This is a genomic window from Thermostichus sp. MS-CIW-15 (assembly GCF_054060575.1).
Genome location: NZ_JBSSDI010000003.1, coordinates 61,984 through 76,874 on the forward strand (window position 1 = coordinate 61,984; position 14,891 = coordinate 76,874).

At 62.8% G+C, this 14,891-nt stretch carries 15 protein-coding genes and 1 tRNA gene; 7 read left to right on the forward strand and 9 right to left on the reverse strand.

The genetic code is table 11. The features are described 5' to 3' along the window. Nucleotides 1-11: 11 nt before the first annotated feature. The 4 genes from ACVW0R_RS01735 to prmA all read right to left on the reverse strand — a co-directional run bounded on the left by ACVW0R_RS01735 (nt 12) and on the right by prmA (nt 4,609). Nucleotides 12-1,541, reverse strand: coding sequence for a hypothetical protein (locus ACVW0R_RS01735; RefSeq protein WP_457501552.1), 1,530 nt, complete (start codon nt 1,539-1,541; stop codon nt 12-14). Between the two features lie 7 nt (nt 1,542-1,548). Continuing rightward, complete coding sequence (gene hisS / locus ACVW0R_RS01740) at nt 1,549-2,808, reverse strand: histidine--tRNA ligase (protein WP_099812814.1); 1,260 nt, start codon at nt 2,806-2,808, stop codon at nt 1,549-1,551. A gap of 80 nt (nt 2,809-2,888) precedes the next feature. Then, nucleotides 2,889-3,707 carry a 16S rRNA (uracil(1498)-N(3))-methyltransferase gene (locus ACVW0R_RS01745; RefSeq protein ID WP_011431287.1) on the reverse strand — a complete coding sequence of 273 codons (819 nt, stop codon included), beginning with the start codon at nt 3,705-3,707 and terminating at the stop codon, nt 2,889-2,891. Next, nucleotides 3,677-4,609, reverse strand: a complete 933-nt coding sequence (gene prmA / locus ACVW0R_RS01750; RefSeq protein ID WP_457501553.1) for a 50S ribosomal protein L11 methyltransferase — start codon at nt 4,607-4,609, stop codon at nt 3,677-3,679. Before prmA ends, ACVW0R_RS01745 begins: the two co-directional genes overlap by 31 nt. Nucleotides 4,610-5,034: 425 nt before the next feature. On the opposite strand from prmA, the gene ACVW0R_RS01755 reads away from it, so the two are divergent. Continuing rightward, complete coding sequence (locus tag ACVW0R_RS01755; protein WP_206336831.1) at nt 5,035-5,862, forward strand: ACT domain-containing protein; 828 nt, start codon at nt 5,035-5,037, stop codon at nt 5,860-5,862. Nucleotides 5,863-5,868: 6 nt separating this feature from the next. Here the strand turns inward: ACVW0R_RS01755 and ACVW0R_RS01760 are convergent, their stop codons facing one another. Both ACVW0R_RS01760 and ACVW0R_RS01765 read right to left on the reverse strand, forming a co-directional pair. Continuing rightward, nucleotides 5,869-6,618 carry a phycocyanobilin:ferredoxin oxidoreductase gene (locus ACVW0R_RS01760; protein WP_099812816.1) on the reverse strand — a complete coding sequence of 250 codons (750 nt, stop codon included), beginning with the start codon at nt 6,616-6,618 and terminating at the stop codon, nt 5,869-5,871. A 227-nt stretch (nt 6,619-6,845) separates the two neighbouring features. Beyond that, a tRNA-Ser gene (locus ACVW0R_RS01765) sits at nt 6,846-6,932 on the reverse strand. 166 nt (nt 6,933-7,098) lie between these two features. On the opposite strand from ACVW0R_RS01765, the gene panB reads away from it, so the two are divergent. The 5 genes from panB to ACVW0R_RS01790 all read left to right on the forward strand — a co-directional run bounded on the left by panB (nt 7,099) and on the right by ACVW0R_RS01790 (nt 10,383). Next, nucleotides 7,099-7,884, forward strand: coding sequence for a 3-methyl-2-oxobutanoate hydroxymethyltransferase (gene panB, locus ACVW0R_RS01770; RefSeq protein WP_457501554.1), 786 nt, complete (start codon nt 7,099-7,101; stop codon nt 7,882-7,884). A 137-nt stretch (nt 7,885-8,021) separates the two neighbouring features. After that, nucleotides 8,022-8,153, forward strand: a complete 132-nt coding sequence (locus tag ACVW0R_RS01775; protein WP_255322492.1) for a hypothetical protein — start codon at nt 8,022-8,024, stop codon at nt 8,151-8,153. A 566-nt stretch (nt 8,154-8,719) separates the two neighbouring features. Next, nucleotides 8,720-8,959 (forward strand): preprotein translocase subunit SecG, encoded by a 240-nt coding sequence (gene secG, locus ACVW0R_RS01780; protein WP_011431281.1) that lies wholly within the window; start codon nt 8,720-8,722, stop codon nt 8,957-8,959. Between the two features lie 14 nt (nt 8,960-8,973). Continuing rightward, on the forward strand, nt 8,974-9,636 hold the full coding sequence (locus ACVW0R_RS01785; RefSeq protein WP_414346160.1) for a YqiA/YcfP family alpha/beta fold hydrolase: 663 nt from the start codon (nt 8,974-8,976) through the stop codon (nt 9,634-9,636). 45 nt (nt 9,637-9,681) lie between these two features. Then, nucleotides 9,682-10,383, forward strand: coding sequence for an HAD family hydrolase (locus tag ACVW0R_RS01790; protein ID WP_414402090.1), 702 nt, complete (start codon nt 9,682-9,684; stop codon nt 10,381-10,383). On the opposite strand, the gene fabG is transcribed toward ACVW0R_RS01790, so the two are convergent. Beyond that, a complete protein-coding gene (fabG, locus tag ACVW0R_RS01795; protein WP_011431277.1) occupies nt 10,380-11,141 on the reverse strand; it encodes a 3-oxoacyl-[acyl-carrier-protein] reductase in 762 nt (253 codons plus the stop codon). The genes ACVW0R_RS01790 and fabG overlap by 4 nt on opposite strands. Nucleotides 11,142-11,554: 413 nt before the next feature. Here fabG and ACVW0R_RS01800 point away from each other — a divergent pair, with 413 nt between their 5' ends. Continuing rightward, the gene (locus ACVW0R_RS01800) at nt 11,555-12,043 is read left to right on the forward strand and encodes a DUF3531 family protein (protein ID WP_011431276.1); all 489 of its coding nucleotides are present in this window, start codon (nt 11,555-11,557) and stop codon (nt 12,041-12,043) included. Between the two features lie 3 nt (nt 12,044-12,046). Here ACVW0R_RS01800 and ACVW0R_RS01805 read toward each other — a convergent pair whose 3' ends face one another. Together ACVW0R_RS01805 and lptC are read right to left on the reverse strand one after the other, a co-directional pair. Next, nucleotides 12,047-13,711 carry a sulfatase gene (locus ACVW0R_RS01805; RefSeq protein ID WP_099835766.1) on the reverse strand — a complete coding sequence of 555 codons (1,665 nt, stop codon included), beginning with the start codon at nt 13,709-13,711 and terminating at the stop codon, nt 12,047-12,049. A gap of 82 nt (nt 13,712-13,793) precedes the next feature. Then, nucleotides 13,794-14,795 (reverse strand): LPS export ABC transporter periplasmic protein LptC, encoded by a 1,002-nt coding sequence (lptC, locus tag ACVW0R_RS01810; RefSeq protein ID WP_011431274.1) that lies wholly within the window; start codon nt 14,793-14,795, stop codon nt 13,794-13,796. Nucleotides 14,796-14,891 lie beyond the last annotated feature (96 nt).

Below are 14,891 nucleotides of genomic sequence, written 5' to 3' on the forward strand. Positions count from 1 at the left end.
CTGGTCACTCCCTAAGGCAGGATAGAACGGCGCTCCGTCACGCGGTCGCTTTGCTGCTGGCGATCCGGGCTGACGGCCCAAGCCTCGAAGATGAGCTCAGGGACGCCAGGGGGGATGGTCATGCGGGTGAGGGCTTGCCACCGCCCCTGCTCGTCGCGGGAGAAGTCCAACAACCACCGGGGGCCATCCACCAAAGAGCGGGTGTGACCGTGCTTGACCCAAAACTTAATCCACAAAGGAGGCTGAGCGGTGGAGCTACTGGCAGAATTGACGGAAGCCGGCAAACGCAGCACTACATCGAAGTTGTCACCTGCCCGCAGTTGCTCAGGCACCACCAGTTGCGGCGCCGGGCAAGCTCCCGGCACCTGCGGGGAAAGAGGCGAGGTTCCCGGACTGGCGGCGGCGAGCGGTGGCGGCGGAACCGCCTCCTCGCGAGGTGGCTCAGGTTGGGGTGGTGGAGAAGAGGATGAGATGGGCACTGGCCCAACCTCAGGTTGGGCGGCAGGTTCGGGCGCGGTGTCTGCTAGGGAGGCTGGGAGCTCTTCTGGCTGAAGCGGGCCCAAAACTTCTCCAGCCTCCTCTTTTTCCGCAGGGGCGCTGCGCTGCGAGATGCGCAACAACTTCTGCAGGGTGCGTTCGGGGGACAGCAAGGGTGAGGGCGGGGAAGAACTGCCGGCTGCGGCTGGCGTTTCTTCTTGCCGCTGCTGACCGGCAGGGATCCCTGGGGAGGGTGGGAGGACTTCCCCCTGGCCGCGACAGCGAACGGAAAAGGAGATCTGCAGCGGCTCTGGATCCGACCAGGAAGAGGGAGTGAGGCGCAGTTCCCCCCGCAGCGGACGGCTCCAGGTATGGCTCGGCAGGGTGATGGGAATGCTGAACACTGCCGTCCGGGCTTCAGTCGGAAATTGAATCAGCCGTTGCCCCTCGAAAACCGGGCTCTGCTCCCCTTCATCTTCTTGCCAAACTCGTACCCGCAGCTCGCCACTACAGCCAATCCGCCCCGTCACCACCAGCACTTCCCCCGGAGATCCCTCCAATTCGCTGTGCATCAGGGAAAACAGCTCTGGCGGGATGGCAACCTCTTTTTTCTGAGCCAGCTCAGGAGGTTCAGACGCGACTTCTTGGGCCGCCGGGGATAGTGCCTGTTTCCGCTGCACCGGGGCGGGCACAACCTGGAAGCGCAGGCAATTGTTCAGCTCCGCCTCGCCAAATAACTCGGCGATCAAATCGGCATCTCGGCAGTGCAACTCCCAAAAACCAGGGGCGAGGTGGGTGGCCGGCAGGATGACGCCGATCCCCTCCTCGTTGGTGCGAACAGAACGGGTTTGCATGAGCGAGGCGGCTGTCTTGGGGTTGGCTACCGCTGGGGATCCGCTATTTTCGGTCGGCAGAGGGCGCTGGCGGACTTCCACTGTGATGGTGAAGTGGGGCTGGGGAGAACGGGCAACGATGGTGTAGGTGTCCTCTTCCAGAATGGCTCCCTCGGCTGGTACCGGCTGCCAGTCTTCTCGGCCGTTGCGCCGCACCCAAAAACTCAACATCGCTCCCTCACCTCTGGGACACCAAATACTTCACCAGGTCAGCTTGCAAGAGGGTTTGCTGCTGCCCCGTGGGCAAGTGCTTGAGCTGCACCTCCCCGGCCGCAGCTTCCGCATCCCCCAGCGCGACAGCCCAGGTCGCACCGCTGCGGCTGGCCCGCTTGAACTGCTTGCTGAAAGCGCTGCCGCTCAGATCCAGCTCGGTGCAGAAGCCGGCTTGGCGCAGAGCTTGGGCAATCTGAAGGGATTGGGCCTCCGCTTTGGCGCCGCGGGAGATCACGTAAACCTCGACCGATGTTGGCGGAATCTCCTGTTGTTTCTTCTGCAGCAGCAAAACCAGCCGCTCCAGGCCGATGGCCCAGCCCACCGCCGGGGTGGGAGGCCCGCCCAGCTCCTCCACCAGACCGTCGTAGCGGCCACCCCCACAGACGGTGCTCTGGGATCCCAGCTCCGGCGAGACGATCTCAAAGGCGGTGTGGGTGTAGTAGTCCAGGCCGCGCACCAGGTAGGGATCCAGCTCATAGGGAATGTCTAGGGCTTGGAGATGGGCCTGCACTTGCTCGAAGAAGGCCCGCGAGTCAGCACTGAGGTAATCGGGCAGCTTGGGCCCTTGTTCAGCAATGGTGCGGGTATGGGGATCCTTGCTGTCGAGGATGCGCAACGGGTTGCGGACAAGGCGCTCCTGGGAGTCCGGATCCAGCTCTTCCTTCAAAGGGGTAAGGTAGTCCACCAGGGCTTGGCGATAGGCCCGCCGATCCTGCGGATCCCCGAGGGAGTTGAGCCGCAAGGTGAGGTTTTCCGCCCCCACTGCCCGCAGCAGATCCCAGGCCAAGGCGATGACCTCGGCATCGGCGCGGGGATCGCGGCTGCCCAGCAGCTCCACCCCCAACTGGTGGAATTGGCGCTGCCGCCCCGCCTGGGGACGCTCATAGCGAAACATCGGCCCACAGTACCAGAGGCGCTGCACATCGCCGGCCACCTGCAACCCATGCTGGATGTAGGCCCGCACCACGCCGGCGGTGTTCTCGGGGCGCAGGCTCACCTCCTGCTCGCCGCGGGTGCTAAAGGAGTACATCTCCTTGCCCACCACGTCGGTGGCGCTGCCAATGCTGCGGGCAAAGAGTTCTGTCAGCTCCAGAATCGGGGTGCGGATCTCCTGGTAGTTGGCTCGCCCCAAGATCTCGCGGGCGCTGGCTTCCACCTGCTGCCAAAGCCGTACCTCCTGCGGCAGGATATCTCGGGTGCCGCGCACCGCCTGGATCATCTCCATGCCTGTTCTCCCCCGCCCAGAACCACGGCTTGCTGCGCCAATGGTCGGCGTCAGTTTTTTCCTATCAACTCAATTATCGATTATCGGCTATCGGCAGCCGCGTTCCCCATTGCCGACGGGGCAAGCTGAGCCTGAGCTAAACCCCAACAGGAGTAGGTGGCGGCCACTTGGCTGCTGGCAGCCACAGCGGCGGTGGTGGAGCGCAAAATGGTGGTGCCCAGGGAAACCGGCACTCCGCCATGGGCTTCCGCCTGACGGCGCTCGGCCTCCGTCCAGCCGCCTTCTGGGCCGATGGCCACCGCCAAGACGGGATCCCTCTCCGAGAGCCTCAGCTTCGGCAGGGCTTGCAGCAGGAGGGGAGCGTTCTCCCGCGCCACAGCAATGCCCCACCAATCGGCTTTGAGCTCGGCCAGCCAACTTGTCCAAGGGGTAGGGGGATCAACCTGGGGCCAGCGCAGCCGCTCACATTGTTCGGCGGCCTCCTGCACAATTTTCTGCCAGCGTTCCCGCCGGCCCCATCCCGGCTCCACCACGGTGCGCTCCGTCAGCAGAGGGGTAATGCGCGCCGCTCCCAGCTCGGTGACCTGGCGAAACACCTCGTCAAACCCCGGCCCCTTGACCACTGCCAAGCCCAGATGCAAATAAACGGGCAGCTCCCGCGGCAGCGCCTCCACCTCGCCCATAACCTGGGATCCCTGCGGCTGCCAATGGGCCAGCCACAGCTTGCCGGAGCCATCCAAAACCAAGAACGGATCCCCCGGCTTGAGGCGGCGCACCCGCTGCAAGTAGTGCTCTTGCGGGCCGGTTAAACGGAGAACACCGCCGGCATCCCGTTGAGCCGGGTCGATGGCCAGGCGGGGCAGAGAACTCAGGTCATGCGTGCGTTCAGACAGCACCATTCTCCCCGTCGCCAGAGGGCTGCCACCGCCCATTCGTTGGCCTCCAACATCTCCGCCACCAACTTGGCCTGCTCGAGGAGGATACCGCTGAGGATCAGCCACCCCCCCTTTTTCACCACCAGGCCAAACTCTGGGATCATATCCAGGATCACGTCCGTCAGAATGTTGCACACCAGCCCGTCCACCATCTCGGGAATGTTCTCCAGGCTCCCCTGGGCCACCACAATGCGATCGGTGAGGCCGTTGAGGTCGCGGTTGTGGAGCGTGGCCTGCACCGCCAGCGGGTCGATGTCCACCGCAAACACCCGCTTTGCCCCCAAAAGAGCCGCCGCCACCGACAAAATGCCCGATCCACAGCCCACATCGGCCACTGTTACCCCCTCTGTGCCCGCCCCCAGGCGCATCTCCAAAGCCTCCAGGCAGAGCTGGGTGGTGGGGTGCGTGCCCGTGCCAAAGGCCATGCCCGGATCCAGCCGCAACAGGAGACGACCGGGATGGGGGGGGGGATCCAGCCAGGCCGGACAGATGAGCAGCTTGTCCCCAACTGGCTCGGGCTGCCAGTGCTGCTTCCAACTGTTGCTCCAATCCTCCGCTTCTATGCGTTCCCAGCGCAGTTTGGGGATGGGCTGGCCAGCCACAAGGGCGTCTTGCCGCAGGCGCAGCGCCAGAGCGGCCAAATCCAAAAGGGTGGCGCGGAACCAGGGCAAATAGGCGTGAATGCTGATTCGATCTTCGCCATGAGCCTGGCTGGCCATGCCCTGACAGCCAAAGCTCTCCAGCCGCCAAAAGATCTGATCCTCCTGGGCAGGGGAAGCGATGATGTTGAGAGCCCACCAGGCCCCACCGGGATCCGGCGCTTGGGCAGGCGAGAGCAGGCTGGGGTCGGCAACGGTTGTGCTCACGGGGATCCCTTCAACAAACCTAAGGAAAACCGAAGTTTTGGCTAACAGAATAGCGCTCCAAGTTGCCAGCAGGCTAGCACTTAATCCAGCACTCTATATCAAAAATTGCAGTTCTCCCCTCAATTCATAGTTTAGGCTTTAAGAGCCTGCCCCACTGTTCCTGGTTGGTCTGGGATTTGAAGGCGCACACCCGTCGGCTTGGCAGCGACGCAGGGATGGACTTCCCCCCAATTGGGGGATGGCCCTCAGCGGTTCCTTGGATGCCCAGCTCGGCCTTGTGAGATAGATTAAATCCAAAAGCATTGAACAAGAATTGGGTACAGCGTTGACGTGCTTTCCAGCCTCAGTGATTTTACTGATAGATGAGGTTTGGCCGGGGCATGCTGAGTAACGATGGAGAGGAAGCAATGCAGGCGGCAAAGTCGATGTCAACCGAGCAGTCAGCGCAGCAGCCGAAGGTGGCTCCTCTTGCCAGAGGGGAAAGGGCTGGCCACGAGGATCCCCAGCCGCTCGCAGTCAGCACTCGCAAGCACTCCGTCCCGCTGGCGCGAACGGCTCTCATGCAGCGCTTTAACCGCAGCTTTCCGCCTTTTTATAGCCAGTTCGTCAGCAGCGAGGTGCAGGCTCAAAATCTGCGCTTGGCCTATGCCCTCTACCAAACCCGCAAGGCCGTGGTACAGATGCGGGACGAGCGCAGCAAGACGGTGGTTTGTCTGGCCTATCGCAACCGCCCTTCTCTGCTCAGCGACCTGTTTGGGGTGCTCACCGCTTTCAATCTCTCGGTGCACGGCATCCACCTTTACGGGCAGATCTACTCACCGCACTTGGTGTTTATCCGCGTCACCGTCTCGCGCGATGGCCACAGCCTTTCTGCCCAGACCAAGCTCAACCTAGAACGGGCTATTCACGAGTGCTTGGCGGGGGTGTTTCCCGTTCACGAAACCTTGGCGCTGGAGTTTGATCTCAAGGCCGGCTTGAAAGACACCCAGGTTTCTTTTTATTTTGACCCGGTGTTTCATCTGCCCACGCTGTTGGTGGATGTGGACAACCAGCCGGGCGTGTTTTACCGGGTGATGACCGCTCTGGCGCAGGAGGAGTTGACCGTTGTTCACCTCAATCTGATGCTCCGCCGCAAGCAGACGCGCTTCATTTTCTACTTGCTGGGGCCGGATGCAACTCCAACCCTGCCGGAGTTCCTAGGGCAAAAATTGGCGTTGAGCATCCAGCAGCGGCTGCAAGGGGATCCCGTCTAATCGGCACTAGATCTGCATAGGACTGGGGGGCAAATCGAAAAGGACGGTGCTCAGGTAGCGCTCGGCCCAGGCGGGGCCAAAAGCTTTTTCCAAAACGCGGCGGGTGCGGTCGTTTTGCTGTTGTTGGCTGCAGTAGCGCTGCTGCCCTTGGTAGTGGGCCAGGATCTGGACAGGATCTGTCTGCGGGGGGATCTGTTGCGCCAGCCGGCAGTGGATTTCCAGGTAACGGCAGGCAAAATACAAAAAGCGGTCGGCTTCCGCCTCATCGCCGGGCCGGATGAACAGGCAGTAGGGAGAAAAAATCGTCCCCCACGGCGGCAACTGGCGCCGGTTTTGGAAAGGGGCGAGATGAGCTCCCAAGGCTTCCAGCTCTTGAATGTAGGGATCCGGCAAAGTGGGGGTGACCGGCGAGAGATCGACGATGGCAGCGCTCACCTGGCCGCGGCCGGCCACAATGTCACAGCCAAACAGCGGCAGCGGGTACTGCGGCTGCGGAAACATGACGCAGTGGAGGATATCCAGGCTTTGCCCGGCCTGGGCCAGCTCCAGGTGCAGCTTGCGAAAGGGATCCCCTTGGTAGCAGCGGTTTTCGATCTGCAGTTTCTCGCCTTCCAGGCGGCCCTCCACATAGCCCAGCTCCGCCGGCAGGGCATAGGGAGCCAGGCTGAGGTGGGATCCCCAAATGCTCAGAATCGCCTCCGAAAGGCGCTGGATGAGGGGATGCAGTTGCGCTTGCAGAGCAGGGGCGGTGAACATGGGAGCCAAGAAGACCGGTTAAGCGACAAGTCCTCGAAAGCCCTGCCGGGCCAATCCGCAAAGGTGCCCTCCTGAGATCCAGGTTTCAGGAAGCTGAGGTGGGACTTAATAAAGCGAGGGATCCCAGCCAGTCCAGGGCTGCCGGGGGCTTTGGCGGAGGTGGAGAGGGCCGGATGCTGACCCTAGCGGGCGTTGGCAGCGTTGAGCGCCATTGGATTGATCGAGGACGGAAGGGGTGGGATTCGAACCCACGGTGACCTTGCGGCCACAACGCTTTTCGAGAGCGTCACAATCAACCACTCTGTCACCCTTCCAGTCTGCATAGGGCTTTACCATCTTAGCGGCAAACGGGCTATCCTGCCCGGATCCCCTCTCGTGGAATGGGGCAGATGCAAGCTGGCCAAGCACCCCAGGGCCAAAGCCCTTGGGGGGTACGGCCCGACCAGCCGGAAATGGCGGGGCAAATGAGATCATAGAGGTATGGCTGCCCTTTCCATTCACCACTTTCGCCAGGCCAAACAGGCGGGTCAACCGTTGGTGGCCCTCACGGCTGCTGACTACGCCACAGCGCAGATCTTGGATCGGGCCGGGATCGACTTGATCTTAGTAGGCGACAGCCTGGCCATGACCAGCTTGGGGCACAGCAGCACCTTGCCCCTGACTCTGGAACAGATGATCCACCACGCCCAGGCAGTGCGCCGCGGCGTAGAACGAGCCTTTTTGGTGGCCGACTTGCCTTTCTTGAGCTACCAAGTCTGCAAAGAGCAGGCCCTCCTCTCGGCAGGACGTCTGATGAAGGAGGCAGGGGTGAATGGGGTGAAGCTGGAGGGGGGCTACCAAGACATGGTGGAAACAGTGGCCTTTCTGGTCCAGCGAGGGATCCCGGTCTTGGGCCACATCGGCCTCACCCCACAGGCCAAACATCAACTGGGGGGGTATCGCCAGCAGGGGAAAACCCCCTCGGAGGCGGAGCGGCTGCGCCAGGAAGCCCTGAGCCTAGAGCGAGCAGGAGCCTTTGCCCTGGTTTTGGAACACATGCCGGCGGAATTGGCTGCCCAGATCACCCAGCAAGTCGGGATCCCGACTCTGGGGATTGGGGCTGGCCCGGCCTGCGACGGCCAAATTCTCGTCACCCACGACCTGCTCGGCCTCAGCGAGCGGATCCCGCCCTTCGCCAAAGCCTACGCCAACCTGCGAGAGGTGATCCGAGAAGCGGTGGAAGCCTTTGTCGGCGATGTTCATCAGAGACTGTTTCCCCCCACTTAGGGGATCCCCTGGGAAACTCGCAAGTATCACCTTCTGGCAGCTCAGTTGTTGGTTACTGCGCTCCCCTGGCGAGGATCTCCAGAAATTGGAAGCCAGTCGGGGCAGCCGATTGCCGCCTCTGTCAGAGCTTGCTGAGGATGGACAGCGCACTTGAGGTGGGGATCGCCGCTGTAAAACCTGCACTTGTGGCAGGGGATGCGGTGCATCTGTTGAGCTTGATGCAAGAAGTCCGCGACTGCTCTGGCCACCGTCCACAACGGCAAGAGTAGCAATAGCCACGCGATGGCCCCGCTCAGAGGAGGCGGAAGAGAGCTCATACAGGACACCAGCAATACAGAAGGATAGCTTGCTAGCCCCGTACTTTAGTGCGGAGCGGAAAAGCCCGTAAGCAGCTTTAGTTACTTGCCAATAGTGTAGACGAGGCGTACCGTTCCCAGGCGAGCCTCTAATCACGGTGAAAAACCCGACCGGTGGCAAGCGTCTGCGAGATGCCAACCTCTCGGCCAACCTGCAAGGACTCCGTCCCGCTGACGCGATCAGACAAGTAAGCAGAACCTTGGGGCTTTGACTGAAAGAACTGTCTAGAGGCGGTTTGGCAACGCCTTTACAAGTTCGTTTTTGAACTGCGTAAGAATCCCCCCCCTTAGTCGGGGAAGTGTCAAGACGGGGTCAGGCTCGGCTGTATAACGTCCCCCAGAGAGGGAAAAGTTGGCAGTGAGAGATCCCACGCTGAAACTCCAATCTAATGGATTTTGGAAGGGGAGCGCAGGGTGTGCCAGGGTGGAGATACAGGCGATAATAGCTTCAGCAACGTGCCCTAGTGGGATCCTCTGCGATGGAAGCCTTCTTCGAGTTCCTTTGGTCTGCCTCGGCCGTTTTGCTGGTGATACTGGTGTTGTTGCATAGCCCCAAAGGGGATGGGCTGGCGGGCATTGGCGGCCAGGCCCAATTGTTCTCCAGCTCCAAAAGTGCCGAGCAGAACCTCAACCGCATCACCTGGACGGTGGCCACCCTCTTCCTCTCCATCAGCGTGGTGTTGGGGGCAGGCTGGCTCTCGGCAGCCACAGGCCCCTAGGGATCCCTGTCATCGTGGCGGTCATCTACTTGCACGGATTCGGCTCTGGGCCTCAATCGGCTAAGGCTACTTTTTTCCGGCAGCGGCTGCAGCAGCTTGGGATCCCTCTGCAGGTGCCCGATCTCAACCAGGGCAACTTTGCCCAGCTTACCTTGACCCGCCAGATCCGGCAGGTTTCTGAGCAGTTGGCGCAAATGGGCCATCCTCCCGTTACCCTTATTGGTTCGAGCTTGGGGGGACTGGTGGCCGCCTGGGTGGCCGAGCAGCAACCCTGCGTGCAGCGTCTGGTGCTCTTGGCACCGGCCTTTGGCTTTCTGGGCCATTGGCTGCCGCGGCTGGGGACGGAAGCGGTGGAAAGCTGGCAACGCACCGGCCAAATGCCAGTATTTCACTACGGAGAAGGCCGTCCGCTGCCGTTGGAGTACGGTTTTGTCACCGATGCCCAACGCTACCCGGATGGGGCGTTGCGCCGGCCTGTGCCCACCCTGATTGTGCATGGGATCCGGGACGAGATCATTCCCATCCAGTCCAGCCGTGACTACGTGGCCCGTCGCCCCTGGGCGCAACTGGTATCTGTAGAGAGCGACCACGCCCTCACCGACGTGTTGGATCCCATCTGGCAGGTTGCCAGCCGCTTTTGTGGCTGGGGGATGGCGACAGAGCAGCCTTGCTGGTGAGGGGATCCCTGTCCCGCGCTTGCCCAACGGTCTATGCCGCCCAAAATGCTCCGCGCCGCTGACGCGACTGCCGGCCTGCTTTTGGATATGGACGGGGTGATCGTGGATTCGGAGCCGATCCACGCCCGCGCCGGGACTATCGCCCTGCAGCGCTGTCAGATCTCTCTGGATCTGGCCCCCATCTCCCTGCAGTTTAAGGGGCGCACCGACCGGGACATGTTCGAGTATCTTGTGGAACACCTGACGGACACCCCGCCTGCGGAACGATCCCTGCTGGTGCAGCGTTTGATCGAGGAAAAGGCCAAGGCTTTTGGCGAGCTGCTGGGGGAGGTGCCGCTGGTGCCGGGGGTGCTGGAGTTTTTGGCGGCCAGCCGCCGCCGCTTCTCAGCCCTGGCCCTCACCACCTCAGCCACCCGTCGGGATCAAGAGCAGATCTTTCAGCGCTTTAACCTGGGCCGCTGGTTCGACGCCGTGGTTACTGCCGAAGATATCCGGCGGGCCAAGCCCGACCCCGAGCCCTACTTGAAAACGGCTGCCAAGGTGGGCTTGGATCCCAGTCTGTGTTTGGTGGTCGAAGACTCCACCCACGGGATCCGCGCCGCCAAGAGGGCCGGCTGTTGGGCGGTTGGCCTGACCACTGCTTTCACCGCCGAGGAACTGCGCCGGGCGGGGGCCGATGCCGTGGTGGACAGCTTTGCCGAGCTGGCAGCACTTCTAGACCTGGGGGGTAAGGGGAAACAGCTCTAGCTCATCACCATGCCGCCGTCGATGGCGAAGACCTGCCCGGTGATGTAGGCTGCCGCCGGGTCGGCCGCCAAAAAGCGCACCAGCCCCGCCACCTCTGCCGGGGATCCCAGTCGCCCCAGGGGGATCTGGGCCAGGATGGGGCCGGGATCCAGCTTCTCGGTCATCTGGGTGGTGATAAAGCCGGGGGCGACGGCGTTGACGGTGATGTTGCGGCTGGCCAGCTCGCGGGCTGCCGTCTTGGTCAGGCCCACCACCCCTGCTTTGGCGGCGCTGTAGTTGGCCTGGCCGGGATTGCCCACCAGGCCCACCACCGAGGTGATGTTGATGATGCGTCCCTGCCGCTGCTTGACCATGATCTTGGCGGCCGCCTTCAGACACAGAAAGACGCCGGTGAGATTGAGATCCAGCACCGCCTGCCAGTCTTCCGGCTTCATGCGCAGCAGCAAGGTGTCGCGGGCCATGCCGGCATTGTTCACCAGCACGTCCACCCGGCCCCAGCGCCCCATCACCTGCTCGAAGAGTTGTTCCACCGCCTGCGGCTGGGAGACATCGGCGGCCACAGCCATCCCTTCGCCCCCCAGGGCGGCGATCTCCTGCAGCAGCGACTCGGCCTCGGCGGCGGAGCGAGCGTAGTTGACGACCACCTTGGCGCCAATCGCCCCCAAGTGAAGGGCAATGGCCCGGCCAATGCCCCGGCTGGCTCCGGTGACCACCGCCACCTGGTTATGGAGCGAGGGCAAGGGGAGAAGTTCAGACATAGGCAGCAGCTTCCCGCTTATTTCTACCGCCGCAACAGTATAGGATGCTTTGGCCTTGTCTGGGGCGGGGAGACTCCCCCCTATGGCCGTTCCAACAGCGATGAGACCGCCTGTCGCCTCGATCCCAAACTCCCCTCTCCTCTTGGGAGAGGGGCTGGGGGTGAGGGCTAGCTCCTCTTGGGAGAGGGGCCGCGGCTGGTCGCATCAGCAGCGCGGAGCGTTTGAGCAACTGGCTGGGGAGACCCCCTCGCGTCAGCGGGCCGCAGGCCCCAACGGTAGGTGCTGTCGCTGCTCGCGCAAGCGGAACGGTGTTCCCTAAGCGCTGACGCCAGGAGGATCCTTGCCCTCTGGGGAGAAACCAGTAAGCTGGGCCAGATTAAGATCGATGGCTAGGCCTAGCCGAGGAACCGTCCATGCAAGTGGAGTTTCGCGAGTGCGATCCGGGAAATCTCTGGATCTGGTTTGAGTTTGCGGAGCCGCCGGTTCCAGCGGAGCTGGAGTACCTCAAGGAGGTGCTGGAATCCTGGTATGTGCTGGGCAAGCTGGGGGGATTCAACGCCGAGCGCCTGGTGGCCCAAGAGGCGGAGGTGGATCTGAGCTATTTGGAGTACCCCAGCGACTCAGCTCCCTTGACCTCCCTGATGCACAACATGGGATCCTTGGAAGAAAAGGGCAACTGGGCCCGCTGCTGGTTTGACCTGGGCACGGCCGATGCCTTGGCGCTGGATGTGCTGATCAACGCCCTGCGCACCCTCAGCCTCGAGTACATTAACCTCAGCCGCGTCATCATCGGCGGGCAGAACGAGGACTGGCCAACACCGGATCCCGAGGAGACCGATGTCTATGATGATCTCAACGGCTACCTGCGGGATCATTGGGGGGAAGAGGGAGAGCTGGAATAGCTCCTACTCCAGGTAGCCCAGCTCTTGCATCCGCCGCACCAAGTCTGTGTTGCTTTCCATGTCAACTCGGCGAGGAGCGGTGCTGGGCCGGCGCGATTCTGCCCACTCCAACCACTGCCTCAGCCCTTGCCGCAGGCGGTCTAGCCAAGCCTGGGGGGAAAGGGATCCCGGCTCAGAAGGGATCCCGGCCGCCAGCAAGTCCTGCAGTTCCGCCGGATCCTGCTCCAGGTTGTAGAGGCTGGGGCGATCTCCGGTTTGGATCAGCTTGGTCACCCCTTCGTAGAGAGCGCGGCGGGTGTCGTAACAGGCGCGCGCCTGCAGCAGGTTGTCGTTGCGGTTTTCCATGGCGCGCAGGAGAATCTGGGGCGGGAAGGCTTCGCTGAGCACCACTCCCTGCTCCGGATCCTCGCCGGCCAGGGTGCGGCTCAGGCTGAGGCGGGCGATCTCGCGGCGAAGCTGGAGGCTGACGCGGGGGGCGCCGTTGGCTAGAGAAAGGCTGGGGCGGAAGCCGGCTGCTTCCAAGAGAGTATGGAAGAGGCGGCGGGTGGAAACGGGGGTGGCCACGCGCTTTCCTGCTGGAAAGTAGCCGGGGTAGTGCAGGATCAGGGGGACGCGGATCAGCTCTTCGTAAACCACAAAGGCGTGGCCGACAAAGTCGTGTTCCCCTAAGCCTTCGCCGTGATCGGCGACGATGGCCACCAGGGTGTTCTGCTCTAGGCCGGTGTGGCGCAGGGTCTCGAAGACGGATCCCAGCAGGTGATCCTGGTAGGCCACCTCGGCATCGTAGATGTCCCTGAGCACCTGGGCCTGCAGCGGGGAAAGCGGCTGGGGCAGGGGCGCCATCCAGCGGTAGGGCTGGGCGTTATACTCCCGCAAAAAGTCGCGCGCCTCGCGGTTGGTCTTGAAGTAGGGAGCATATTTCTGCACAAAGGGCTCCGGCGGCCAGTAGGGCAGGTGGGGCTCCATCAGGTTGACAAAGCAAAAGAAGGGCGGCGCTTGCCCATCCAACTGGCGGCGGGCCATCTGCTGCAAGTAACCGTTGAGGTCAGCAATGGAGGCAGCCGTGTTGCCCTTGAAGTTCATCAGCCGGGTCCAGAGGGAGGCAAACCAGGGGTGCAGCGCCAGTTGGAAGAGAGTATCAGAGCGGGCAAAGGCGTTTTGCACCGGGTAGGAGAGGCGGCGCCAAAACTGGGTGTAGGCGGCCAGCCAGCGGTTGAGGGGGGTGGGCAAGGGATTGCCTTCGGGGGGGCGGGTGGGCAGGGCCCCGCCGTAGTTGTAGAAGGTGTCAAAGCCGCGCCGCAGTCCGTTTTTCAGGATCCCGACCAGGGGGTTGTTGCAAAAGCCCACGGTGGTGTAGCCGCCCAGTTTCAACAGCTCCGCCAGGGTGGGCAGGGCGGGGCTCAGCTCCAGGTCTGCCTGGACAGTCTGGTGGGTGCTGGGATATTCCCCCGTAAACAGGGAGGCGTGGGAGGGGATCGTCCACTGGGCGGGGGCGATGGCCCGCTCGAAGAGGGTGGATTCTGCCGCCAGCCGATCCAGGTTGGGGCTGGTGGGCACCTGGCGGGCCCGCTCTTCCTCTGACCAGTAGCAGGAAAGGCGATCCGCCCGTTGGGTATCGAGCACGATCAACAGAATGTTGGGGCGTTCCCCCAAGGCGGCCTCTGCCATTGCTGAACTCCTCACCACAACCCACCCAACACGGTTCTTAAACTATCTTGACATGCTCCTGTCGGCCCTTTGTCGCCGGCTCCTAGGGCAAAGTGAGCTGGGTTTGGCTGTTGCCCTGGATCCGGGCGGTGTTGGCCTGCCAGTCTAGGATGCCGCTGTCGCCGCTCACGGTCAGGGCTTGTCCGGGCTGGCGGTAGCGCACATTGCCCAGGGCCTGCAGTTGGGTGGAGCCGATGCGCCAGCGGATCTCTTGGGCCTGCAACTCTTGGCCGGTTTGCAGGGACTCCGTCCCGCCAACGCGAACGGCTTTGGCTTTCACGTTGCCCAGCAGGCGCAGCTCGGTTAGGGGCAGCGGAGCCCGCAACTGCTCGCCGCTGAGGCGCACCCTTTGCTGGGGGGCATCCACCTCGACTGCTCCCAGCGCCTGCACCTCGCCGGCGCCAAATTCCCACAAGAAACGGCGGGCGGCCAGCTCCAGCTCCGGATCCCGATACTTGGCCCGCACCGGTTGGCTCGGATCCCGATTCTCCAGTTGCATCTGGGCTTGGCCAAAGTCGATGCGCAAGCGATCCCCCTCCAGAGATCCCCGGCCGTCCAACAGCTCCACCTGCACCTGGCCCTCGGCTTCGAGGAGGCGCTGTTCCGGCAACCACTGCAGCCGCTCTGCCTGCAGGCGCAGGTTGTCCCGCTCCGATTCCACCTCCACCTGGCCCGTCAGTTCCAGCCGCCGCTCGCCGGGGTAGGCGGATCCCCGCTCGGCCCGGACGCGAATGGCGCGATCCTCTGCGTCGAAAAACTCTCCCTCGATAGACTGCAAATGGGCGGATCCCAACTGCACGGGAGTGGTGCCATTTTCTGGGGGGGACTCGTATTCGGCCAGGCGAGCCTGGAGGCGCCAGAGCAGGCCACCATCGGGTTTGGCCTGGGTGAGGGTGATGTCTTCGTAGATCAACTGGGGGGTGGAGATGGGTGCGGAAGGAGCCTCGGGATCCCTGGCCGGGGGTGGCTCCGGCCCACCACAGGCAGCGCTCAGCAGGGCCAAAACCACTAGCCAACCTAGGATCCGAGAAGAACTGGGCTGCATGGCTCTCTCTCTTGCGCGCTTTCTCCTACCCTAGCTTTACCCTGCCGCTGGGCCGGATGGGATCCCGCTGTGGCATCATCAGGGCAGGGTATTGCG

Excerpts from the sequence above, each read along its gene's own strand:
- ACVW0R_RS01735 (WP_457501552.1), bottom strand. The coding sequence starts at position 1,541 with ATGTTGAGTTTTTGGGTGCGGCGCAACGGCCGAGAAGACTGGCAGCCG.
- ACVW0R_RS01805 (WP_099835766.1), bottom strand. The coding sequence starts at position 13,711 with ATGGCAGAGGCCGCCTTGGGGGAACGCCCCAACATTCTGTTGATCGTG.
- ACVW0R_RS01775 (WP_255322492.1), top strand. The coding sequence starts at position 8,022 with ATGGACAGCGCACTTGAGGTGGGGATCGCCGCTGTAAAACCTGCACTT.
- ACVW0R_RS01790 (WP_414402090.1), top strand. The coding sequence starts at position 9,682 with ATGCTCCGCGCCGCTGACGCGACTGCCGGCCTGCTTTTGGATATGGAC.
- hisS (WP_099812814.1), bottom strand. The coding sequence starts at position 2,808 with ATGGAGATGATCCAGGCGGTGCGCGGCACCCGAGATATCCTGCCGCAG.
- ACVW0R_RS01800 (WP_011431276.1), top strand. The coding sequence starts at position 11,555 with ATGCAAGTGGAGTTTCGCGAGTGCGATCCGGGAAATCTCTGGATCTGG.
- secG (WP_011431281.1), top strand. The coding sequence starts at position 8,720 with ATGGAAGCCTTCTTCGAGTTCCTTTGGTCTGCCTCGGCCGTTTTGCTG.
- panB (WP_457501554.1), top strand. The coding sequence starts at position 7,099 with ATGGCTGCCCTTTCCATTCACCACTTTCGCCAGGCCAAACAGGCGGGT.
- ACVW0R_RS01760 (WP_099812816.1), bottom strand. The coding sequence starts at position 6,618 with ATGTTCACCGCCCCTGCTCTGCAAGCGCAACTGCATCCCCTCATCCAG.
- ACVW0R_RS01745 (WP_011431287.1), bottom strand. The coding sequence starts at position 3,707 with ATGGTGCTGTCTGAACGCACGCATGACCTGAGTTCTCTGCCCCGCCTG.
- lptC (WP_011431274.1), bottom strand. The coding sequence starts at position 14,795 with ATGCAGCCCAGTTCTTCTCGGATCCTAGGTTGGCTAGTGGTTTTGGCC.
- fabG (WP_011431277.1), bottom strand. The coding sequence starts at position 11,141 with ATGTCTGAACTTCTCCCCTTGCCCTCGCTCCATAACCAGGTGGCGGTG.
- ACVW0R_RS01755 (WP_206336831.1), top strand. The coding sequence starts at position 5,035 with ATGTCAACCGAGCAGTCAGCGCAGCAGCCGAAGGTGGCTCCTCTTGCC.